Below are 23,072 nucleotides of genomic sequence, written 5' to 3' on the forward strand. Positions count from 1 at the left end.
CCACCTTCGCCTTTCAAGGTGAACGGACCGTCATGACCGATCGCTATTACAGCGCACCTCTCCGGTTTAGCCGATCCTTTCGTCCCCCGGAGGGGGAACCGAATTATGTGTGTACACGTCAGATGTCTCCCCAGGCGTCCTGAACGGGGATCACTATCATTCCGAGTGGCATTTGGGTGAAGACACCCACGTCATGCTGAGCAGTACGTCAGCGACCAGGCTTCACCCCACTCCTTCGATTCCTTCATCCGTCAATCATCACTTTCGGTTGGGCAAAGGAGCTACCCTGGAATACTTTCCTGAATGCGTCATTCCCTTCAAGGGCAGTTCTTCTTCACTCAGCGTAACCTTTGAACTGGAAGATCAGGCCATCCTTGCCTATGCAGATATCTGGTCTGCGGGACGAATCCATCGGGGTGAAGCTTTCCAGTTCGAGCGTTACCGCAGTTTGACGGAGATATGGCAAGGTGAGCAACTGGCTGTTTGGGATCGATTCGGACTCGAACCGGAACACGATGATCCCAAACATTCAGCATCTCTCCTTCACTATAGCCACACCGCAGCATTGTGGATGATCGCTCCTGGACTTGGCACTACAGAGTTGGAACAAGTCAGATCAGCTCTGCCACCAGATGGACGAATGCTGGCTGGCGCAAGTCTACTCGCAACAGGAGGCATTGGGGTTCGGCTCCTTGGGATGGCAGCCTGGGAACTTCAGGAGCAGTGCATCCAGATTTGGAATACACTCCGTCCCCAACTTTTGGGCAAAGAAACCCTTGTTTTTCGTAAATAAGACCATCAAGCAATACCACGATTCAATACAGATCCGTGATTTCAGGAAATACAGATAGGATACATGTACCATGATTAACAAAAAAACCTCTGAACTATATCCGAGTAATTCGGATCAGTTCAGAGGTTTTGTCATTTCAGTCTATTCACTTTCATTTTCCTCAATCTTGTTCTCAGGCAAGCTCTCACTCTTATAACGATAGTTGCCTGCATCTTTGCTTTCCTTGGATTTGCGGTAACGGGTAAACTCAATATATTCACTAATAAAAGACTGTTCCACAGTCGATAATTCACTTTCCTGGCAATTCAATTGCCGCAACACGCCAAAAAAATAATCCTCCCGTTTTTCCCGCACCATCGCTTCCTTAGATGGGCGCCCAATCATGAGCCAGTCGAGGCTCACATCAAAAAACGAAGCAATCTCAATTAATTTATTCGTACTCGGAATAGACTTACCACGTTTCCAGTCACCCAGATTGCCTGTGCTAATCTTCAGCTGTTCACAGAAAGCCTTCTTGGTCATTCCCCGTTCGGCAATCAGGTGTTCAATTCGCTCATAGATCGACTGCATACAAGAACCGCCTTCCAACCGTAATAATCAACTCATCTACTAGAATTATACCACATAATTCCTGAATCCTCAGCCTTTAAATACCCAGATGATATGAGATATATCGCATAACACAAAAATAGACCCCATGAAGAACCATGAGAGTCTACCTTATAACGTTGTTACTGTGATGCGGTCGAGAGGACTCGAACCTCCACGGGTATACACCCACTACCCCTCAAGATAGCGTGTCTGCCATTCCACCACGACCGCATATTCAATTGTAAAAATGGTGAGCCATGAAGGGCTCGAACCTTCGACACCCTGATTAAAAGTCAGGTGCTCTACCAACTGAGCTAATGGCTCTTGCTGTAACTTCACCGGATGTGCCATGCTTCAATTCTAGTCTGTAAGAGCAATGACTTTGAGGATTTCTCATCAGGAATATAGATCTCATGAGGTGGTGAAGATATGACCCGTAGGGGATTTGAACCCCTGTTACCTCCGTGAAAGGGAGGTGTCTTAACCCCTTGACCAACGGGCCTTAATAATAACTTGTCTTTCTTGGCGACAAGAATGAGTATATCACAGCACATTGTGGTACTGCAATACTTTTTTTGGAGAATTGTTTTTGCTTACTTCTTCCATGCATTATGTCCATGGTACTGAGAATCGATAACCGAGTGTCAGCCTAAGACCCAAACGGTTCACAGAAGTATTTGCTTGGGAGCACTAACGAATGGATCTCATTCATACCATTGTCATCAAAATCCAATATATATGTAAACCAGCCGTCAAAACACTTATAAAAACTTATATTCACTTACAATATTGCAAATTTAATTAAGAATACTTATAATTGAAGTACCAGTATAATTACGGTCATCCATACACACGGAGGTGACATGTTTGTTTCAAGAGGAACGAATGCAGCTCATTGTTGAACATCTGCGCAAGTACAATCGTATCTCCGCTGATGATATCGTCACCTTATTTGATGTATCACGAGACACTGCACGCAGGGATCTGATCAAGCTAGAGGAACAAGATGCCATTATTCGAACACGCGGTGGCGCCATACTCCCCCCTCCTCCACAAGAATTCAGATCCTATAAAGACCGGTTGCTTGAAGTATCCGAGGAAAAGAGAGCCATCGGCAAACTTGCTGCGGCCATTGTCCGGCAAGGCGAGAACATTATTCTGGATTCTTCCACTACTGTGCAGGCCTGTGCCGAGAACTTGAACGGCAAATCCTGTACTGTCATTACCAATTCCATTCATTCCGCTGACCTTCTCTCCAATCACAAGACGGTTGAAATTCGTTTGCTTGGTGGTAAAGTGGATAAGGAACAACGCTATGCCTATGGCACCTCTGTAATTGAGACTCTTTCCCACTATTATGTAGATAAAGCCTTTATCGGAATTGGTGGAATCACCATGGAAGGCTTCAGTGCCTCCGAAGAGGAAGGTAAAATCAAACACCAAATGATGAAATCAGCCAGACAGGTATTTGTTCTTGCAGATCAGTCCAAGTTTGATAGACGTTATGGTTATCGTTTTGCCGACTGGTCATTGGTGGATGTATTGATTACGGATCAATGGCCAACCAAAGAATGGCTTGATTTTCTGACCGAACAGCAAGTGGAGATTCTCATTCCTGAACCTACAGATGATAAGGAGTTGTAAGTAGATGAAATTATTTGCTACCGATTTAGATGGAACGTTATTGAACATAGACAGCCAGATCAGCCCGGAGAATGCAGCAGCCGTCCAAAAGGCGCAGCAGGCAGGCTTGAAAGTTACGATTGCTACAGGACGGGTATACTCTGATGTTGTAGCGATCAGCCGCGAAGGCGGAATCCAAACCCCCATTATTGGCTCCAACGGCGCCACCATTCATGATGAGAACGGTGAACGTCTATTTCATCTTCCTCTTGAGCGTGACACAGCAGCCTCCGTCATGCAATGGCTGGAAGAGCACCACATCTACTATGAAGCTTCCACTCAGCAAGGTATCTATGCCCCGCTAAGCAGTCATGAGACCCTGCTCGCCGAGATGGAACGTGTTCTTGGCTCAAGTCCTGGTGAAGACGTGGAACGCATGATTCAGTCCATCAAGAAGCACTATAATAAGAAAGACTACCACCGCGTAAATAGCCACCTGGAGATTCCGGCAGAAGCCTGTATCTACAATATCATGGCTTTCTCCATGAATCCGGAAAAAGTACAGACAGGACGAGAATACTTCGCCTCTCGATCCGATGTAGCCATGGTTGTATCCTTTGAGCATAACTTCGAAATGCAGCACCCAGACGTATCCAAAGGTAATGCCCTCGCCAAACTAGCCGCTCACCTGGATATCTCCATGGAAGATACAGTAGCGATTGGAGATAACTTCAATGATGTATCGATGTTACAAATGGCAGGACTCGGAATCGCCATGGGTAATGGCGAACCCGAAATCCAGGCCTTGGCCAAAGCCATTACGCTGACGAATGTGGAACACGGTGTTGCACATGCCATCCATTGTGTGCTGGAAGGCAAACCGGTTACTCGGCCCGAAACGGTTATCAAAGGCGATCAGAACCAATAATAGGCATTCAATCCTAAATAAGCAGTTACTCTTCTTCTTACCGGGCAGTTACAGCCTGAACTCAAGCACAGTCTCCTCCATGGAGTCTGTGCTTATTTGCTGTTCGGGCAATTCAATTCATTCCGCCCCTTCCCTGCCCGGAAATTCTCCCCACGTCTCTCTCCGAGTCCGTAATAGTGTCTGAAATTATATATCAGAGGATGCCATTCCTCCGGATTAATCTTGTTCAGTCCAGATATCAGGTGAGTGTGCGCGTGCACCTTCACGGCTTTCACTTCCACAATGGACATGAACGGCGTATGTTCAGGAATGCGTATGTATTGTACAACAGCTTCGATCTGGAGTGGACATTCAGCTATTTTATCCGGAGTCACCTGAACTGAATATTGACGTGTCAGCCCCGACGCAGTGAATTTATCTTGGCAAAACGTATAACCCATCTGCCTTTTCTCTTCTGGAACCGGAGTACTTCCCGTGGTTCGTCCTAATGCTTCAACCTGTCTCCACATAGACGCATCCGGCAGGTTAATCACACATTCAGGATGCCGACTCAGATTATCATAGGCTTTACCCTGAGTACCCACACCCAGCACCAGACAGTCACCCAGCGCCCATGATGAAGACAATGGAGACACATTGGTTGATCCATCTTCGTTTAATGTACTCAGCAATAGTACGGGTGTACCATAATATAGAATACTTGGATTAATGACTTCATGTGGTATCACTTCTTGCCTTTCGGAAAATCGTTCTGTAACTGCGTCCTGTATCATGTTCTTTGTCATCTTCAACCTCTCCTGTTCCCATTTCATTGATTTATAACTTATAACCGCCCCATATGGTTGGGCTTCAATTGGATTGTAATACAGCAATAGTTCAGATATCATCGAAGTATGAATGCATATCCGAATATTACTGTGATTGCGTCGTTAATCGCTGATCCAAGCCGCACTATTTTCCTGTCCTCCTTGCTGGATGGACGGGCGTTGCCCGCAGGAGAACTTGCCCATATGGCAGGGGTCACCCCCCAGACAGCGAGCAGCCATCTCGCCAAACTTGTTGAAGGAGGATTGCTCGAAGTGGAGCAGCAAGGCCGTCACCGATACTATCGTCTCGCGAACAAAGAGATTGCTTATCTGATTGAAACAATGGCCAGTATCGCACCGCCTGTACAGATTCGCTCGCTCAGACAATCCGATCAGCTTCAGCAATTAAGTTATGCTCGGACTTGTTATGGTCATCTGGCTGGTCAATTGGGCATTGCACTCTGTGAGGCCTTATTACGGAAGGGTTATCTGGCAGAGCCCGAAGAGGCACAGATGAAGGATTATCATATTACGGAGAAAGGAACCCAGTGGTTCACCAATTTCGGAATCGAACTTCAGGTGAAACCGGGATCGCGCCGGGCCATCGCCCGCAAATGTCTGGATTGGAGCGAACGCCGTCATCACCTCTCCGGACTGCTCGGCGAACAGCTTGGTCAACGATTATTGGAGCTGGATTGGACTCGTCAAAAAAAAGGAAGCCGCTCTATCGAAGTTACAGAAGCGGGCAAGAAAGGTTTGTATGAGGAGTTGGACATTTCACTGTAAGTTGTAAGTGAAAGTGCATATTACGGAATGAAATGGAGTGGAGTGGAAAAGGAAGAGGAGGCGGAAACAAAAAAAACCTCTTCCCATTGAACCGTTATTCGGTCTAATGAGAAGAGGTTTTTCCTGTAATCAGAACGGAGAGAGAGGGATTCGAACCCTCGCACCGCTTACGCAGTCTAACCCCTTAGCAGAGGGTCCCCTTATAGCCACTTGGGTATCTCTCCAAGAAATGGCTCCCCGAACAGGGCTCGAACCTGTGACAACTCGATTAACAGTCGAGTGCTCTACCAACTGAGCTATCAGGGAAAATTAACTTCAATAAGATTAATCTATCATGATTAATAATCCAAGTCAACATGCCTCCCCTCACTTTCTCCACGTATTACACGATGCACACCTTATATATTCTGAAGCGCCAGCTTCCCCGTACAACGACCACAGCGGTAACGCTTAGGATCTATTTTTCGCTTACGCAAATATTCAGTCCCACAGCTTTTACACACCAGCTTATAGCGATACGGCAGAGGCTTTCGGCCCTTGCCATCGGGAAGAGATTGACAGAAACGTGAGCCACCCACCTTCTGTAACAAAGCCTTGAACTCCGGGTCTCGATGCTGATATCCACGCCCACGAATATGCAGATGATAATGGCATAGCTCATGTTTGATAATTTTCTCAACCTCATCCCGCCCGTGAGCTTCGAGCTGATGGGGATTAATCTCAATCCGGTGACTTTTGAGCATATATCGCCCACCTGTGGTGGTCAGACGACCGTTAAACAACGCCTCATGGGTGAACGGAACTCCGAAATGATCTAATGATACCTGTTCAATCCATTGTTGCAATTCCTCATTTTCCATCCGTATCCTCTCCTTCCACCCTCTCGTAGCATTTGTTTTTCCGGTATCACACTTGAATTTTAACCGTTTCGTAGGCTACACTGTCAAGTAGAATGTATGAGGGGAGATTATTACTCGTTATGCCTACAATGCGCTATGTCATCTTGCAACAGGAACAACAATTGCAGTTTGTAGAAATGCCTGCGGATTATGCCTATCAACTCAGTGCGCTCAACTTGCGACTGCACAAGGAAATCGACAAACTTACTGCAGCAGACGTACCTGATCTGCCTTGGGCGATTGCCGAATGTGACAACCTTGATCTTTTGAACGAAAATCTTAGCTTGATCGGCGGCCTTGATTACATCAATGCGCTTGAAGAATCTTTTGCGGCACTGCGCGAAAACCATTATCCCTTGATTTCCCTGCTGACCGAAATCCGGGCACTTCAGGCCCAATTGGAACAATGGTACGAAGAAGAGATGGAAGCTCTCTAATCAACCCACTCCAGGTATCCTTTTAAAAATGACGAGAACGGAAAGCGCATCTCCCTGAATCGGGAGTTGCGCTTTTTTTTAACCCGCACAGTCCAGGCTATTGCCACATATGCTAACGTACAGATGAATTATGCAAGAGGAGGAGATAGCCTTGCCTCAATGGCTTTGCAATCAACTGATGCGTGCGTTTCACAAAAAGGACAGCCGGCAGATCAAGTTGCTGAACGAATGCTGGTTCTTCTATCGTAACAAACCAGCTAGTGGCACACCGCGCAGCGCGGAGAACGAACTTTAAGAGGTTGTTCAAAAAGTCCGCTTTTGAACACGAACTTTAAGAAAAAGCCCATGATCATAGCCACCGTACTTGCCAGAGGAATTAGAACGGACAATGAGACCATTACCGCCGACAACAAACAGCCTCCCCTGATCAGGAAGGCTGTTCTCCAATCATATCCTAGGAAGACTGCTGGGCAGACGCAGGCTTCTTCATCGTAAGGCCGACACGGCCTTTTTTCATATCCACATTCATGACCCATACAGTTACATTATCCCCGACAGATACAACGTCCATCGGATGTTTAACATACCCGTTGCTCAACTGTGAAATATGGACAAGCCCGTCACTCTTGATTCCGATATCAACAAAAGCACCGAAGTCAATTACGTTCCGCACCGTACCTTGTAGCTCCATGCCTTCCACCAGATCCTCAATTTTCAAGACATCCGTACGGAAGATCGGCAATGGCATTTCTTCACGCGGGTCACGACCCGGACGCTGCAAGCTGTCCAGAATGTCACGGAGTGTAGGCACACCCACATCCAGTTTCGCAGCCAATTGTTCCGGATGTTGCTCAGACAACAATACCGACAGTTCCTTGCTGCCCAGCTTGTCCAGTGCAACCTGAAGTTCCTTGAACAGCTGATCCACAACCTTGTAGGACTCCGGGTGAATCGGTGTACGATCCAGTGGGTTCTCACCCTCACCAATACGCATGAAGCCTACGCACTGCTCATAGGTTTTGGCACCCAGGCGCGGCACTTTCTGCAATTGGCGACGATTCGTGAACCGGCCATTTTCTTCCCGATATTTCACAATATTCTTGGCAATCGTGGCATTAACTCCGGCTACGTAGGACAGCAATGAAGGCGAAGCGGTATTCACATCCACGCCGACATGGTTAACTGCGGATTCCACAACAGTCTTCAAGCTTTCCTCCAGAATCTTCTGGGAGACGTCATGCTGATACTGACCCACACCAATAGCTTTGGGATCAATCTTAACCAGTTCAGCCAGCGGGTCCTGTACCCGGCGAGCAATGGAAGCTGCACTACGCTCAGCTACATCGAGATCCGGGAATTCTTCCTGGGCCAGCTTGGATGCAGAATACACACTTGCGCCAGCTTCGTTGACGATCAGATATACCAGACTCTCATCACCATTCTCCTGAATGATCTCGGCAACAAACTGCTCCGATTCACGTGATCCGGTACCATTACCGATAACGATCAGACCAATATCATATTGCTTAATCATGCGGTGGAATACTTCGGCAGCTTCCTTCTTCTTATTGTGTGGTGGCGTCGGGTAGGTCACAGCCACTTCCAGCAGCTTGCCTGTATCGTCTACGACGGCTAGTTTACAGCCCGTACGATAGGCCGGATCGACACCCAGCACAGATTTGCCATGAATTGGCGGCTGAAGCAACAGGTTACGCAGATTCGCCGAGAATACCGATATGGCCTGATTCTCCCCTTTTTCCGTAAGCTCTCCACGTACTTCACGTTCAATGGAAGGCGCAATTAGACGCTTGTAGGCATCCTCAATCACAGCACGCAAGATGTCCTGCACGGCAGACGCACCCCGAATGATCTGTCCTTCCATATGTCGATGAGCAGGTTCAGCCTGCACGTCCAGACCGACTTTCAGAATACTCTCCCGTTCACCGCGATTAATCGCGAGAATACGGTGTGGAGGCATCTTTTTGGCGAGTTCACGGTAATCATAATAGTTCTCGTATACGGACTCCTGTTCAGCATCCTTCGCTTCCGAAGTGAGCATCCCATTATCCAGTGTGTACCGACGAATCCATGCACGAATGGCAGCATCGTCTGCGATGTTCTCCGCAAGAATGTCTTTGGCGCCCTGAAGCGCAGACTCTGCATCCTCTACTCCGAGTTCAGCATTGATATACCGCGCAGCCTCTTCGAGCACATTACCTTGTTTCGGTTGACCCCAGATCCAACCTGCGAGGGGTTCAAGACCTTTTTCTTTGGCTACACTGGCACGTGTTTTGCGCTTCTGACGGTACGGTCGATACAGATCTTCCACTTCCTGCAGCTTCACAGCCTGGGTAATGGACTTCTGCAATTCTCCGGTCAGCTTGCCCTGTTCCTCTATAATACGGATGACTTCCAATTTGCGATCCTCCAGATTACGCAGATAGACAATGCGTTCCTCAATCGATCGCAGCTGGTTCTCATCCAGCTCTCCAGTCATTTCTTTACGGTAGCGGGCGATAAATGGAATCGTATTGCCTTCGTCCAGAAGCTCCGACGTCGTACGGACCTGCTTCAAGGACAGTGACAGTTCCTTGGCTACCTGTTTGATGATTCGTTCATGGCGTTCTGCCTTTATGGTTTCTTCATTGGGTTCCAGAACCGTTTCCTGTTCAGACAAAATAAATCCCTCTTTCCTTCCTGAATCGTTCATTACCATCATTTCAGGGCAGCTTTGCTGCTGTAATTACATTATAGATGAACCATAGGATTCATCCACTCTACCCTATATTATCACAAAATGACGTCCAGATTCCCATCATTCCGCCAGCATACAAGTTCTGACAGAATCACGTCATCCTCCAGCCTTCCCCATTACGTCCAAAAAAGACCGAAAAACGTCACCACGACGCTCCTCGGTCCTCCTTTGTTTAAAACTTTAAATACAATAGCAATCTAGACGCGCTCGAACCGGAACAACTCACTCAGATAGTCTCCAGCTGCACTGCCTACCGAAATACCACCATACATCAGAGCATCCCCTGTAAAGGTCTCTGAGCCGCCTTTCAAGCGATAATCCGCATTAGGGTCCAGTCCTTTCAGCTTCAGACGCTGAAGTGGCGCATTCGGTTCAGAGAGCACACGGAAGTAGAATACAAGCGCTTCGCTGCCATCCGGTGCAATGAACATCCATGCCGTCTCATTACCTTCAAACGGACTGAGCAAACGACGAAATGTTCCATATTGAACCGTTCCACGGATTTCTTTGTACAGTTCAACCTGTGCTTTCACGATTTCGTTCTCTTCCTCCGTGAATTTCGTCAGATCCAGCTCATATCCGAAGTTGCCCGACATCGCGACATGACCGCGAATCTCAAGGGAAGTTATCCGGTTCACCTGATGGTTCGGAACCGCCGAAATATGAGATCCCATCGAACTCACCGGATACACAAGACTCGTACCGTATTGAATCCGCAAGCGGGAAATCGCATCCGTATTATCACTTGTCCACGTTTGAGGCATGTAATACAGCATACCTGGATCGAAGCGGCCACCACCACCTGAACAGCTTTCGAACAGGATATTCGGGAACGTCGAAGTAATTCGTTCCATCACGTCATACAATCCGAGCATGTAGCGATGCGCAGTCTCCCGCTGTCTGTCTGCCGGAAGCAACGCCGAACCCACTTCGGTCATACTCCGGTTCATGTCCCATTTCACATAAGTGATCGGCGCAGAACCAAGGACATCCGTTAACATACGTACAATCTCATCACGCACATCCTGACGGGAGAAGTCGAGTACTAGCTGTTGACGTCCTTCTGTACGCCGACGATCAGGCACATGCAGACACCAGTCTGGATGCGCACGATATAACTCACTGTCTGGTGAGATCATCTCAGGCTCGAACCACAATCCGAACTGCATATCCAATCCTGTCACACGGTTGGCAAGATCATCCAGGCCCTGTGGCAATTTGTTCTTATCTACCATCCAGTCCCCCAACGAGGAATTGTCACTGTCCCGGTGTCCAAACCAGCCATCATCCAGGACAAACAGCTCAATACCCAGCTTCTGTCCGGCACGAGCGATCTGTTCGATCTTATCCGCATCGAAGCCGAAGTAAGTCGCTTCCCAGTTGTTGACCAGAACAGGACGTTCCGCATTGCGGAATTGACCGCGCGCAAGTCGCTCCCGATACAATTCATGATAGGACTGAGACATGCCATCCAATCCCGCATCCGAGTACACCATAACCGTCTCTGGTGTCTGGAACGCTTCCTGTGGCTCCAGCTTCCAACTGAATTCGAACGGGTTGATTCCGAGCGATACACGGGTGGTGTGGAACTGATCTACTTCAGCCTGTGCAGTGAAGCTTCCGCTATACACAAGGCTGAACCCATAGACTTCACCCTGATCTTCATCCGTACCTGGTGTCATCAGCGCAATAAAGGGATTCTGCTGGTGACTGCTCGAACCACGACGACTCTCGATGCCTTGCAAACCCGAAGCAAGCGGCCTGCGAACGATATCGCGTTCCCGTGTCCAAGCTCCTGACAATTGCAGCAATTCATAATCCGCATGCGGGAAGTCTACGGAAGAACTGAGTGCACGTGCAATGTTTACCGAGGTAGCGCTCTCATTAACGATACGCATCGAACGTGTTATCGCATTAAATGCCGTAAAGGCTGTGTAACTAAGTTCAATCTTAATACCTGCAACACGGTCTTCCAGCTCAACAACCAGTGTCTCTGCTTCGTCATCGGATTCCACATACGTTGCTGGCAGTCCGGTTAGTGTTGCTTTTCCTTTGACCAAACGATGGCCTGTATACGTAAACTCCGAAACCGTTGAGCCATTCTCAAGTTGCAGCTGGATAGCCGGATTACGGAAATCACTTGTGCCGTAGACCGGCAGTTCCACCGGCAAAGTATCAAATGAGATCGTACGATCCTCTGGCACCGGGTTAGGGCTGAAGGATGCTCGTTCGGTCCGCACATGCAACCAGCTCAAGTCGGTATCGCGTAATTTTTTGCCATAATACAAATGCACCAAATATCCCGAAGGCAGTACCTGGAATACGTAACTCGCCTCGCGGGTCTGTAAATGAAATTGAAGTTTCTCCTGATTGATGTAAATGCTCATATGTCTCCTCCACCTCTATATATAGGTCTTTCGGGTAAACGGTTTCTCAGGTACCATTATAACGAAAAACTTGCCAATGTTCTACGCTTTCATCAAGCTTTCGCCAAAAGAGCGTACAACAGCCCGAAGGATGTCATACGCTCTTTTGGTTACATTCTGAAATTAGTGTGTTCCCTTACAGGAACATCCCTTGCCAACGGACGGCAGGGCAGCATACAAGACGCTGCCTGATGCCTTAAAAATCAATTAAACCCAGGCTGATCTGTAAGGCTTCGTTGACCAATTTCATGGTCTCCTCGTCCAGATGAGTAATCTTGTCAGTCAGCCTCTGCTTATCAATCGTCCGTATTTGTTCGAGCAAAATAACCGAGTCCCGGTCAAAGCCGTGTGCCACCGCATCAATTTCCACATGCGTTGGCAGCTTTGCCTTCTGGATTTGGGCGGTAATCGCCGCCACAATACAAGTTGGACTGAACCGGTTGCCGATATCGTTCTGGATGACCAGAACCGGCCTGACTCCACCTTGCTCGGAACCGACAACGGGAGAAAGATCCGCAAAAAAAACGTCACCACGTTTTACGATCAATGTCTACACCCCGCTAACTAAGCGGTCCAGAGTGCTGTCCGCATCTTCCTCCGCGTGAAAGGCTTCGGATGCCATGGTCAGATTAATCTTTGCCATCTCCATGTACCCTCGCTGCATTGATTCACGGATGTAACGTTTCTTACGCTCCGTCAAATACAGTTTCATAGCCTGCCTAATCAATTCGCTGCGGTTAGAATTCTCCAGCGCTACGATGCCATCCACTTCCTGCAAAAGATAATCAGGCAAACTGATCATAATCCGCTTGGTGTTCTGCAAGTTGGCCACCCTTCTTCCACCCCCACAAACCTTTCGCCATTGTGAACCAGTATTACGTTTTTCCAGAACTTTTATACAAAGGAATATATATGCCCCGAGTATATCAAGTATGCTGTACTCCATTATAAACACGGGAAACAATATTCGTACAGACCAAACATCTCATTTCAGGATTTTAAATCCTCATCGTCATACAACATTCGAGATGCTACGACAGTTTTCCTTCTGTTCTGAAAAAAGTTTGCTGGAAATTAGCGTCCAGTTGATCTGTCAGGATGTCAAAAGTGGATTAATTCTGGCGACTTCTGCTCCCCCACGAAAATAGATTCGTGGAATGCGATGCGCCATCATGCAGATCACTTCGTAATGAATCGTACCGAGCTGGTCTGCCACTTCACCTGCGGTTATCACACCGCCAGACTGGTGACCGATGAGAACAACCTCTTCGCCGACTTGAATTTCTTCCGCTTCTTCTGCGAAAGTTTGCAACGACACCATGCACTGATCCATGCAGATCGTACCAACGACAGGAACGCGGCGACCGCGTACAAGCACTTGTGCTTTACCTGTCAACATTCTTGAGAATCCGTCTGCATATCCGATCGGCAGGGTCGCTATTCGTTCGTTCCCTTGCGTAACATAACGGGTTCCGTAACTGATTCCCCAATGGGGTGGCAGTGTTTTGACCAGAACCGCCTTCGTCTTCAGTGTCAATACCGGGGACAGCTTCACCACCTGATGATTCACCTGAGCCGAAGGATACAATCCGTACAGGCTAATTCCCACACGCACCATGTCATAAGACAATTCCGGTGTATCAATGGCAGCGGCGCTGTTCGCCGTATGTATAATCGGGATGACACATCCCTGATCCCTGAGCGCATGAACTACGCTTTGAAACCGTCGATACTGCTCCAGTGTATAGGCTTTGTCTTCTTCATCCGCTTGAGCAAAATGGGTAAACAGGCCTTCCAACATCACCTGATCGAGCGAGGCCACTTCCTGAACGAAAGCTAATGCCTCATCACCAGGCAACAGGCCAAGTCGCCCCATGCCGCTGTCGATTTTGATATGTACCTTCAACTTGTTAGCAAATGTGCTCGAATCCAGATGTCGAATGGCGTCAAGCACTTCCCTGCTGAACATGGTGACAGTCACATCTTGTTTCCATGCAACAGCGATGCCTTCAGGCGGCGTATAACCCAATACCAGAATTGGAATCGTAATCCCATGTTGTCTCAATTCCAGAGCTTCGTCAAGAAAAGCCACACTTAAGTAATCCACACCAACTCGTTGCAGTTCTCTAGCCGTCTCCACTGCTCCGTGACCATAGGCATTGGCCTTCACACAGGCGAGCAGTTTCATGCCCTGAGGCAATGCCTCGCGGAAAGCTTCTACGTTAGTACACAAATGATCCAAATTGATCTCCGCTTGGGTCGGCCGATATTGTCCTTGCACGTTAAGTCACCTTCTCTAATCATCTTAATCCGGCTCACGTCAGACTCCATCGTAATGCTCCAGCATGTGACTGTCAAATGAACCGAAGTTTCGCATCCCCAAACATAAGCCTGGCGGGCACTTGGAGGACCAGATGCTAATATGGAAGATGACCGAAAAGCATGATTGTTTGGGCAGATTTCTACCTTTTCACCCCGGCATTTATTTGTTCACATCGATTATTTACCCGGTTCTCCCTGCATAGAAGCGTGTTTTGAATTATTGGGTGAAAACAAAGCACCGGAGAACAAATCTCCGATGCTTCTTATCATTCCTTATGTTAATGCTACTATTCGTTCCTACATCATTTGCCTGACTCTTCCTGCATAGATGTCGCGATCCGTACCATTTCATTCTCAGGCAGGTCTGCACTCGTAATCCGATATTCCACACCATCTGTCATCCATGTCAGGGTCTGTAATGCATCTCCGCTGAGCATTCCCAAAGTGAAACCAAGATCGACTACACGGGATGGGGCGAGCGATACAGCTCGATCCTGTGGTCTGGCTTCAAATATGGTGTAATTATATGTTCCCTCATAACGTAGCATAACTGAATAATCGCCGGTCTCTTCCACAATCTGGTCATCCTTCAGCTGTACTCCTTCTGGTGCATAGGTCGGCTGAATCACACCGAAACTGTCTGCACCTTCCGGTTCCGCCATCGTTGGTTCTTCGGATTCCTGACCCGTTGCAGCACCATCCGTACCTTTCTGCTCCGTGTCACTACTCACACCCGACTGCCCATCACTGACAGCTCCGTCAGGTTCAGGCGCAGTCTGAGGATTAGCTGGTTCCTTACCGCCCGAATCCCCTGATTGCTCTGCGGGAGCCACACCCCCAGAATCAGTTCCTGCTTTGCCACCCTCTTCAGAAGTCGCTGTCATATTACGTTGCATATCAAAGGCATCTTTCTCAAACTCGGCACCAAATTTGAAGCTGTCAAACTTCACATCAACGACCACATTGGCATTGGAGTCAGATACCTCCACCTGTTTAGGTGCGTAATCGCTTTTGTTCAGCCAAATCTTCTGTCTGACGAGTGCATGTGTATTGTAATTCGCAGCTACATCAAAAACGTAGCTCTCCTTCTCATCGGCAAACTGGCGGGTTGTATCCCCCGTAATGCTCCGAATCAATGTTTCATAGAGATACACCTGTCCCTGATTATCTGGCCAGTTGCTCTGAAAACGGAAGCTTTTGTTCTGGCTCGGCGTCAAAACGAACACACCCTCATCGTTACGCAATACAATCTGAGTGACATCCTTTTTGGCATTGGTTAACGCGATACGATAATAGGAAGGCTTCTGATGCCACACCTCAACCTTGTACTGCTGCGGCGTATCTCCAGTATGCAGCGTCATCACGCCTGCCCCCTGGTAACTTTCCATCTCTCCTACGACTTCGTTCAGATCTTTGACCACAGCTGCCGCATCCTTCTTCCCGCAGGCGGCAAGCAAGATCGATAAGACCAATACCATGGCAAGCATCCATGATATTCGGCGCATGACATCATCCCCTTTAGCACATGTTTTCACTTCAGGATTGTGCTTGCAGCAGAACCCCTACTTGATTAGTACATGTTATGAGGGACTTGTTCGATATATGCGGACTAGTTTGACAAGCATTCGGTGAAGTCGGTTAATACGGCATTGCTAAGCAAAAATCAGTCTCAGGGTGGATGTTAACTTTATCCAAAAAAGGCATAGTAGACGTAATCAAGTATTATTCCATTTCAGGAATCACATTCGATTCTCATAATCGTGGGATTACATCATAACAGATAATCGGAGGAGGAAAAGGTATGACGACAACAACGTTTGGCACATCACTGGATGGACTGGACGAATTCATCACTGAGCAGCTTCATCTATGGGAAGGTGTCGGCACAGCAGTAGCTGTGATTCACAAGGATGAAGTCATCTGGCAAAAAGGTTATGGCTATCGTAATCTGGAGTCCAAACTCGAAGTTACCCCAAACACACTCTTTGCCATCGGCTCAAGTACCAAAGCTTTTACTGCCGCAACAGCTGCCCTACTCGTGGATGAAGGAATGCTGGACTGGGACACACCTGTCAAGACGTATATGGAGAATTTCCGGATGTTCGATCCGGTCGCTACAGAACGTCTAACCATTCGCGACATGTTGTGTCATCGCTCCGGTCTTCCAAGACATGAGTTGGTATGGTACAACTCCCCGCGTACAAGAGAAGAACTTGTTCGTACATTACAATATCTGGAGCCAAATCAAGATTTCCGAAACAAATGGCAGTATCAGAACCTGATGTATATGACGGCAGGTTATCTGATTGGACAATTGAAAGAAAGCTCGTGGGAAGAAGTTGTTCAAAAGTCTCTATTAGACCCACTGGGTATGGACTCAAGTCTGTTCTCTGTCGATGAGATGCAGCTTCAGTCCGACTATGCGTATCCTTACATGGAACAGGATGGTCAACGTACAAGAATACCATTTAGAGCTATTAACGCCGTTGGCCCAGCAGGCTCCATTAACAGTAATCTGGTCGATATGATCGCTTGGCTTAAGTTCCAACTACATTCAGGACAGTGGAAAGAAAAATCACTGATTTCCAAGGAACAAATGAAGGTTATGCACAGTCCTCAGATGCCTAGTGATTCGCCGTTCACAAGCCAAGAACTGCCTGTGAGTACATATGGTCTGGGTTGGATGATTGAGCCGTATCGTGGACATGTCATGATTCATCATGGTGGAGCTATTGATGGCTTCGCATCACAGGTTGCCTTCTTGCCAGAGGAGCAGATTGGCATCGTGGTTCTGAGCAACACCAATGGAAGTGTTATTCCGTACACGGTTGCTTTTCATATCATGGACCGCCTGCTTGGATTGGAGCCTATCAATTGGATTTCCAGATTCAAAAAATTAATGGGGAAAGAATCAGCAGAAACGGAGGATAATCCGGAGAATTCTTTGGAAGTACCTATTCAACCAGACACTACCACTGAGGAAGCAATTAAAGAACCTCACATCATACCTTGTGATCGTCCTTACACCGCTTATGCGGGTATTTACACGCATCCTGGTTATGGCGAGATGTCTATTCAGGAAACAACGGACGGGTTGCGGGCAACCTTTAACGCCATTGAAATGCCTATGGCATACACTGGAAATGATACTTTCTCTGTCGAATTAATTGCATTTGGACTACAAATCACATTTACATTCACCATGGACCAAGAACATAACTCCCAATCTATATCCATTCCTCTGCTCCTTGAGCCGGGTACGAAGCCTATTGAATTCACCAGAGTTTCGTAAATGATCTGAATCTGGTGAACGTCTGATGCATTCCAGCTGTGGTAGCCGTTATTACCTACTACAGCGGAATATACACCGGATAACTCGTATCCTCTTCAGCGGCACCAAGCCTTCTCTTCACCCACAATCGACGCAGATCAGGCAGACCATACCCCGCCACCCGATAATCTCGCAACGAGTCGTGATGGGCGTGCTCTTCCTTGAAGCTGTAGGTTGGCAGGAGCAACGCTTCCTGAATAAGTCGATTTTCCAGTTGAATCAATCTATCCATCCGCTCCGCAAGCTCCTGGATCATGACAATACGCCCACACGCCTGTTCCAATTCATGTTTCCAGTAATCATTCATCGCAATCAGGAATAATGTGTTCTGAAAGGTATACATCATTATGAGACTCAGCATGACATGATCATTGAAGACTTCTCCTGTATAGATCAGATCACACTCCCCGAATCCATCTTGATCGACTGCATTGACCGGATCTCCCGGCATAATGTTGATATGTAGGTCAATCTGTTTACATCTCTCTGCAAACCAGATCATATCTGCCTCCATCTTCTCCCCTTCTTCCACCCACAGACCTAATATCTGCTCTTGGTAAGAGCTACAACGCAATAATGCTGCGGCCTGCTCCAGTGAAGTTTCCACGGAAAGTGCTGATTCAGCAGAACCATTCGGTTGTTCCACTGGCTGTCTCCACGACTCCCCTTGATCCGGACTATCCATTAGATGCTGCTTCTGAGCTCGTCCTCGAATCAGACTATAGGCAGCCTGCGTGTTCGTGCTCCCGAGCGCTTCCGACAACTCGCTCGCATTCAGTAACTGTTGAACAACTCGGCGAAAATTCACATCCTGCTGAGGTCCTTCCTTTTTCATATTAAATGTCATATACACACCTCCCTGCATCTCATGCTGTACGGCACGAGGTTGTGCATCTGGAAATAAATCATGCTTGATGACAGACTCCGCCTTTGCCGAGTGGGGGAGCTGCCACACTTCAACGCGATCTACATAAGCCCGTCCTCTGAAATAGGCAAGGAACACCTCAAGCACAAGTAGCTTCGAATCCTGACGAGTCAATCGATAAGGTTCTGTTCCAATCGGATGAAGCGGGTTCATCTCCACATCTCTAGGCAGGATCGATGCACACATACTGCTCATCAGATCCGGGAACATGAAGTTTGGCTTATTCAACACAAAACGTACAGTCAACTGGTCATACGCCTCTATGCTCTCAATCGAACCAAACAGCGGCCTGCAAGGATTATTTCTGTCAGAGATAATGCGATCAAAGGTAAACTTGATGTCCTCTGCATCGAGAATCTTTCCATGATGAAACAATATGCCTTTGTGTAGATAAAAGGTCCATTCCCTTCCATCCGCATGACTCTCCCATGCCATAGCCAGACTCGGCTCGCAGACTTGGCGTTCAGCATTATAGCGAACCAAACGATCGAACACCTCCGCAATGATAAAAACTTCTCCCCACATCGCCGTCTGCGTTGGGTCGAGAGTCTTAAAAGGCGTATTCTGCGGAATCCGTAACGTATCTATTCGCCCTCTGTCTCCCTCGTTCGAACGCAGACCGAATTGATGTTGCATTTGCTGCATCAGCTGTTCCCGCATCGTGAGCGGCAAGGTGGAGGCCAGTTCATAGGCATCATCGATAATGTTCCCATTCAAGATTAAGCCTAGGAGCCTACCTACCGTCATATGCAATGGCTGGTCTGTATGTACTCATGGGGCTTGGAGCGCTTTTCTTTTTCCGAATGTTACTTCGGAAGACAGAGGGACAGAATGAACATCTGCCATGTGCAGATGTATCTTGATTTCACTTTCCCGGCAACATAATAATCATGTAAGGGAGCCCCGGCAGGCTCTCTTTTTCGTGTCCATTATCATTAATCACAAGTAAATGATCATAAACATTTTGTATATTATAGTTTACATTTAGAATATTATCATGTACATTAGTATCATGGAGGTGAGCAAGTGGAAGAATTGCACAATCACGTTCGGGAGTTGCGAGCCAGAGACCGGCTATCCCAAGCAGAACTGGCTAAACTCATTGGCGCATCCCGTCAGACCATTGCCCTGATTGAACGCGGAGATTATTCTCCATCGGTCGTCCTGGCATTAAAAATAGCCCACGTCTTTCGTGAACCTGTAGAAAAAATCTTTGAATTGAAAGGTGGAGATTAGATTGAACAGATCAACATCCATTAAGAAGCGGTTACGCCTTCCGCTGTATGCAGCAGGCGGCGCTGTAGTTGGTTTTATCGGAGCTAGCGGGGTCTCAAAAGTCCCTTCTGACCTGAACTGGACGCTGTCCGTATATTATGACTATGATCTTTTATTTGCAGTACTGGCCGCTGCGGTGGTGATTATGGTGTTGTGGAACGCATTCAGTCTCTCCCGCACGCCATCTGTTCCTCCGATGGAAGAAGATACGTATGGAGAATCTGATTCACTCATTTCGCCCGCAGAGCGTTCCCTCGGAAAAGCGATGATCCTCAGCGGATTCAGTGTTATTGTTTCATTTACCTGGGGAGCACTGGCCTTGTCCTTGTACGCCTCCCATAGAGATATGACGAATTTCCCAGAACTGTTTAACCTCGTGAATCTCATTGCTGCATGTATCTCTATTATCATCGTCGTTGTGCTGCAAACGCTGACCGTCAAGCGATACAACCGCTATTTCCCTGAACGTGCACTGGATCTGAACTCACGCAACATGAAGAAAGATCATTTCGAGAAACTGGATGAAGGTGAGAAATGGATCGTGTATCGCGCAGCCTACCGTTCTTTTCAGATGATGAATGTACTTCTTGGTGTTGGAATGGTCTCTATGGTGCTGTATTCCTTTCTATTCACCTTCGCTCCATTCCCAATCGTTATGCTCTCTATTATCTGGATTGCCAACATCGGAATCTATTATCGTGAAACCTATCGTGCGAGTAATCAGTAATACATGGGTAGGTGAATCAATTTCATAATACCTTTAGCTGCTTCAATCAAGGCTAGATATAGACCAAAATGGTTCATTTTGTCTATATCTAGTTACAAAAAATCCATTTTAGTGAGTTATGAAATTGATTCAGGTAACTATTTTGTAAATATTTTCATAAAGGAGTGTTTGCATGCATTTATCCAAACGAAACACCCGCTTCAGATTCACCTCGTTAATGGGAGCATTCATGGCGCTTGTCCTGTCTCTCAGCCTGTGGGTACCCGCAGTTCAGGCGGAGACCCCGACTCCAGTAGCTGCTGAACAAGAAAAAACGAAAGCGCTGACAACCGAATCGGCTACAGCATTTCTCGATTCATTCTTCGATTCGCCTGAGGCAAAGCCCCATTATGTGGGAGCCTCCGTGGTGGTGGTGAAGGATGGCAAAGTTCTGACGGAAAAAGGATACGGTTACGCCGACCAGGAGGATAAAACACCTGTCGATCCGAAAAATACGGCCTTTCGAGTAGCCTCCGTCTCCAAAACGTTCACGGCAGCTGCGGTAATGCAGCTGGTCGAGCAAGGTAAGGTTGATCTGAAAGCTGATTTTCAGACTTATGTGAAAGGGCTGAAATTCGATAATCCTTTTGACAAACCTGTAACTGTGGAGAACCTGCTCACACACACGACCGGATTCGAGATTCGTGATCCCCAGCAGGAAGACATCCATACTGATTTCGACAAGTACATAGCGATGGAGGATTACGCACAGCAACATATGCCTCCTGTCATTCGTGAGCCTGGTAGCGCCTATATGTACGATAACTTCTCGTTTTTGCTGCTCGGCATGATTGTGGAGAATGTTAGCGGCGAGCCGTTTGAATCCTATATGCAACAACATATCTTCAAACCGCTTGGTATGGATAACAGTAGTTTCATGCTGAACGAAAAGTTCCAAAAGCAGCTTGCTACAGGTTATGATGCGGCACACAAACCGCTTGATCTGTACACCATTTCTCCAACGCCCCTGCCTCAAGGTGGTATGTTGTCTACCGCAGAGGACATCGGGAAGTTCATGATTGCGTTCCTGAATGATGGCGTGAAGGACAACGAACGGGTTCTCAAGGATTCCACGGTGAAAAGCATGGAACAATATCGTTCCTCCATTCACCCACTGTTACCAGACACCACCTATGGATTCGAAGCAGCATTTCAGCTTCCCGGTGCAGGAAGTAGTCCCAAAATCATTACGAAAGCAGGCGACCTGAGCGGATTCAGCTCTTATCTCTTCTTTATTCCTGAGCAAAATACTGGCGTCTTCCTGACGTATAATCAGAATGGAGCACTTCGTAATCTGTTCTACCCGGCATTCATTCAGAATTTCTTCCCGCAATATGCGAAGCCTGTACAGTTCAAGGAATACGAGCCGCAATCCGCAACTGAGCTGCAACGCTTTACCGGATTGTATTCTGATCTTCGACTTAGCACGATTGTAAGTTCCCTGAAAGGTGGCGGCGATAAGCCAGGACAACTGAGCATTAACGATGTGTTCCTGGGTCAACGCAACCTGATTCAAGTGGAAGATAATCTCTTCAAAGATGAATTGACTGGTCAATTCACCGTATTTAAAGAACATGAAGACGGCACCATTTACATGAAAGAGCCTTATCTCAACCCATTTGGTTATGAGAAAAAAGGACAAAAGCCTATGGGTTTCCGGGATGTTCGTGAGAACAGCCCTTATGCCGAGGCTATCAACGGGTTACAATCACTCGGACATTATGTGAATGATGCAAGCAAATCTTTTCAACCGAAAACGGCAGTTACACGAGCTGAATTTATTGAGAATGTCCTCAAATTGAGCGGATTGAAAGCCAGCAAAACGACACCACCTACGGGTACCGATTGGGCCGATCATGCCGCAGCCGGATATATTCAGCTGGGATATGAATCTGGCATGATCACTGGTACGGATCAACAACAGTTCAAACCAGATCAAGTGATAACCAGACAGGAAGCGATGGTTATGATCTGGAGATCTCTTCAATTGCAATACCCTAGCGTACTGTTCCATGATGTGAAACTTGCGGGACACACAGATGCGTGGGCTGTACCAGCCATTCAGATGATGTATACGCTCGGTATCCACGGACCTGAGGTGAAGGTATTGGAAGATGGCTCCATTGATTTCCTTTCCCGCAAACCTCTGATTCGTCAGGAAGAGGCTGCCATAATGTATGCGCTGCTTACACAACCAACAGATCAAATCGTCGCTGAACTGATGGCTGCTCAGCAGCCGCAAGCAGAACCTGCTGAAGGAGCGGAGCCTGCAGATGAGACATCAGAAACTGCGCCGGTTCCAGGACCAGCGACGGTCCCATCTGCAACATCAGCACAATGAAAATAACACACCTTAATACCGATTAGATGTATCATGCTCAAGATGTAAGACAAACAGGCTTGTTCAGA

At 47.5% G+C, this 23,072-nt stretch carries 20 protein-coding genes and 5 tRNA genes; 10 read left to right on the forward strand and 15 right to left on the reverse strand.

The genetic code is table 11. The features are described 5' to 3' along the window. Window positions 1–109: 109 nt before the first annotated feature. Window positions 110–793 carry an urease accessory protein UreD gene (locus tag C0Q44_RS15830; RefSeq protein WP_181151020.1) on the forward strand — a complete coding sequence of 228 codons (684 nt, stop codon included), beginning with the start codon at window positions 110–112 and terminating at the stop codon, window positions 791–793. Between the two features lie 141 nt (window positions 794–934). On the opposite strand, the gene C0Q44_RS15835 is transcribed toward C0Q44_RS15830, so the two are convergent. From C0Q44_RS15835 to C0Q44_RS15850, 4 genes are all read right to left on the reverse strand, one after another. After that, complete coding sequence (locus C0Q44_RS15835) at window positions 935–1,363, reverse strand: helix-turn-helix domain-containing protein (protein ID WP_105408238.1); 429 nt, start codon at window positions 1,361–1,363, stop codon at window positions 935–937. Window positions 1,364–1,533: 170 nt separating this feature from the next. Next, window positions 1,534–1,615, reverse strand: a tRNA-OTHER gene (locus C0Q44_RS15840). Between the two features lie 17 nt (window positions 1,616–1,632). Beyond that, window positions 1,633–1,708, reverse strand: a tRNA-Lys gene (locus tag C0Q44_RS15845). Between the two features lie 106 nt (window positions 1,709–1,814). Then, window positions 1,815–1,886 (reverse strand) — tRNA-Glu (locus tag C0Q44_RS15850). Window positions 1,887–2,251: 365 nt separating this feature from the next. On the opposite strand from C0Q44_RS15850, the gene C0Q44_RS15855 reads away from it, so the two are divergent. Together C0Q44_RS15855 and C0Q44_RS15860 are read left to right on the forward strand one after the other, a co-directional pair. Then, window positions 2,252–3,028 (forward strand): DeoR/GlpR family DNA-binding transcription regulator, encoded by a 777-nt coding sequence (locus tag C0Q44_RS15855; protein ID WP_105408239.1) that lies wholly within the window; start codon window positions 2,252–2,254, stop codon window positions 3,026–3,028. A gap of 4 nt (window positions 3,029–3,032) precedes the next feature. Next, window positions 3,033–3,935 (forward strand): Cof-type HAD-IIB family hydrolase, encoded by a 903-nt coding sequence (locus C0Q44_RS15860; RefSeq protein ID WP_105408240.1) that lies wholly within the window; start codon window positions 3,033–3,035, stop codon window positions 3,933–3,935. 92 nt (window positions 3,936–4,027) lie between these two features. On the opposite strand, the gene C0Q44_RS15865 is transcribed toward C0Q44_RS15860, so the two are convergent. After that, entirely contained in the window at window positions 4,028–4,708 is a 681-nt protein-coding gene (locus tag C0Q44_RS15865; protein WP_105408513.1) for a flavin reductase family protein, read from the reverse strand. A 120-nt stretch (window positions 4,709–4,828) separates the two neighbouring features. On the opposite strand from C0Q44_RS15865, the gene C0Q44_RS15870 reads away from it, so the two are divergent. Next, entirely contained in the window at window positions 4,829–5,527 is a 699-nt protein-coding gene (locus tag C0Q44_RS15870) for an ArsR/SmtB family transcription factor (RefSeq protein WP_105408241.1), read from the forward strand. 135 nt (window positions 5,528–5,662) lie between these two features. On the opposite strand, the gene C0Q44_RS15875 is transcribed toward C0Q44_RS15870, so the two are convergent. The 3 genes from C0Q44_RS15875 to C0Q44_RS15885 all read right to left on the reverse strand — a co-directional run bounded on the left by C0Q44_RS15875 (window position 5,663) and on the right by C0Q44_RS15885 (window position 6,387). Continuing rightward, window positions 5,663–5,751: transfer RNA gene (locus tag C0Q44_RS15875), tRNA-Ser, on the reverse strand. Between the two features lie 6 nt (window positions 5,752–5,757). Beyond that, window positions 5,758–5,833: transfer RNA gene (locus C0Q44_RS15880), tRNA-Asn, on the reverse strand. A gap of 92 nt (window positions 5,834–5,925) precedes the next feature. After that, a complete protein-coding gene (locus tag C0Q44_RS15885; protein WP_105408242.1) occupies window positions 5,926–6,387 on the reverse strand; it encodes a SprT family protein in 462 nt (153 codons plus the stop codon). 119 nt (window positions 6,388–6,506) lie between these two features. Here C0Q44_RS15885 and C0Q44_RS15890 point away from each other — a divergent pair, with 119 nt between their 5' ends. Beyond that, entirely contained in the window at window positions 6,507–6,863 is a 357-nt protein-coding gene (locus C0Q44_RS15890; RefSeq protein ID WP_105408243.1) for a hydrolase/acyltransferase, read from the forward strand. Between the two features lie 151 nt (window positions 6,864–7,014). Then, window positions 7,015–7,158, forward strand: coding sequence for a cortex morphogenetic protein CmpA (cmpA, locus tag C0Q44_RS15895; protein ID WP_105408244.1), 144 nt, complete (start codon window positions 7,015–7,017; stop codon window positions 7,156–7,158). 159 nt (window positions 7,159–7,317) lie between these two features. On the opposite strand, the gene C0Q44_RS15900 is transcribed toward cmpA, so the two are convergent. The 6 genes from C0Q44_RS15900 to C0Q44_RS15925 form a co-directional block, all read right to left on the reverse strand. Then, complete coding sequence (locus C0Q44_RS15900; RefSeq protein WP_258166356.1) at window positions 7,318–9,540, reverse strand: Tex family protein; 2,223 nt, start codon at window positions 9,538–9,540, stop codon at window positions 7,318–7,320. A 275-nt stretch (window positions 9,541–9,815) separates the two neighbouring features. Then, a complete protein-coding gene (locus C0Q44_RS15905) occupies window positions 9,816–12,005 on the reverse strand; it encodes an alpha-galactosidase (protein ID WP_105408245.1) in 2,190 nt (729 codons plus the stop codon). A 235-nt stretch (window positions 12,006–12,240) separates the two neighbouring features. Then, window positions 12,241–12,591: a type II toxin-antitoxin system PemK/MazF family toxin gene (locus tag C0Q44_RS15910; RefSeq protein ID WP_017690036.1), complete on the reverse strand. Its 351-nt coding sequence runs from the start codon at window positions 12,589–12,591 to the stop codon at window positions 12,241–12,243. Window positions 12,592–12,594: 3 nt separating this feature from the next. Further along, entirely contained in the window at window positions 12,595–12,876 is a 282-nt protein-coding gene (locus C0Q44_RS15915) for a CopG family ribbon-helix-helix protein (RefSeq protein WP_024630715.1), read from the reverse strand. Between the two features lie 261 nt (window positions 12,877–13,137). Further along, window positions 13,138–14,325: an alanine racemase gene (alr, locus tag C0Q44_RS15920; protein WP_105408246.1), complete on the reverse strand. Its 1,188-nt coding sequence runs from the start codon at window positions 14,323–14,325 to the stop codon at window positions 13,138–13,140. A 343-nt stretch (window positions 14,326–14,668) separates the two neighbouring features. Then, complete coding sequence (locus C0Q44_RS15925; protein WP_105408247.1) at window positions 14,669–15,871, reverse strand: outer membrane lipoprotein-sorting protein; 1,203 nt, start codon at window positions 15,869–15,871, stop codon at window positions 14,669–14,671. Between the two features lie 296 nt (window positions 15,872–16,167). On the opposite strand from C0Q44_RS15925, the gene C0Q44_RS15930 reads away from it, so the two are divergent. Beyond that, window positions 16,168–17,658 (forward strand): serine hydrolase, encoded by a 1,491-nt coding sequence (locus C0Q44_RS15930; RefSeq protein ID WP_105408248.1) that lies wholly within the window; start codon window positions 16,168–16,170, stop codon window positions 17,656–17,658. Window positions 17,659–17,716: 58 nt separating this feature from the next. Here the strand turns inward: C0Q44_RS15930 and C0Q44_RS15935 are convergent, their stop codons facing one another. Then, a complete protein-coding gene (locus C0Q44_RS15935) occupies window positions 17,717–19,339 on the reverse strand; it encodes an ABC transporter substrate-binding protein (RefSeq protein ID WP_181151021.1) in 1,623 nt (540 codons plus the stop codon). Between the two features lie 309 nt (window positions 19,340–19,648). Here C0Q44_RS15935 and C0Q44_RS15940 point away from each other — a divergent pair, with 309 nt between their 5' ends. The 3 genes from C0Q44_RS15940 (at window position 19,649) to C0Q44_RS15950 (ending at window position 23,004) form a co-directional block, all read left to right on the forward strand. Then, window positions 19,649–19,858 carry a helix-turn-helix transcriptional regulator gene (locus C0Q44_RS15940; protein WP_017690042.1) on the forward strand — a complete coding sequence of 70 codons (210 nt, stop codon included), beginning with the start codon at window positions 19,649–19,651 and terminating at the stop codon, window positions 19,856–19,858. A gap of 1 nt (window position 19,859) precedes the next feature. After that, a complete protein-coding gene (locus C0Q44_RS15945) occupies window positions 19,860–20,624 on the forward strand; it encodes a DUF3169 family protein (protein ID WP_181151022.1) in 765 nt (254 codons plus the stop codon). Between the two features lie 172 nt (window positions 20,625–20,796). Next, entirely contained in the window at window positions 20,797–23,004 is a 2,208-nt protein-coding gene (locus tag C0Q44_RS15950) for a serine hydrolase domain-containing protein (RefSeq protein ID WP_105408251.1), read from the forward strand. Window positions 23,005–23,072: the final 68 nt, after the last annotated feature.

This window comes from Paenibacillus sp. PCH8 (assembly GCF_002968835.1).
In the GTDB taxonomy this organism is placed as follows: domain Bacteria; phylum Bacillota; class Bacilli; order Paenibacillales; family Paenibacillaceae; genus Paenibacillus.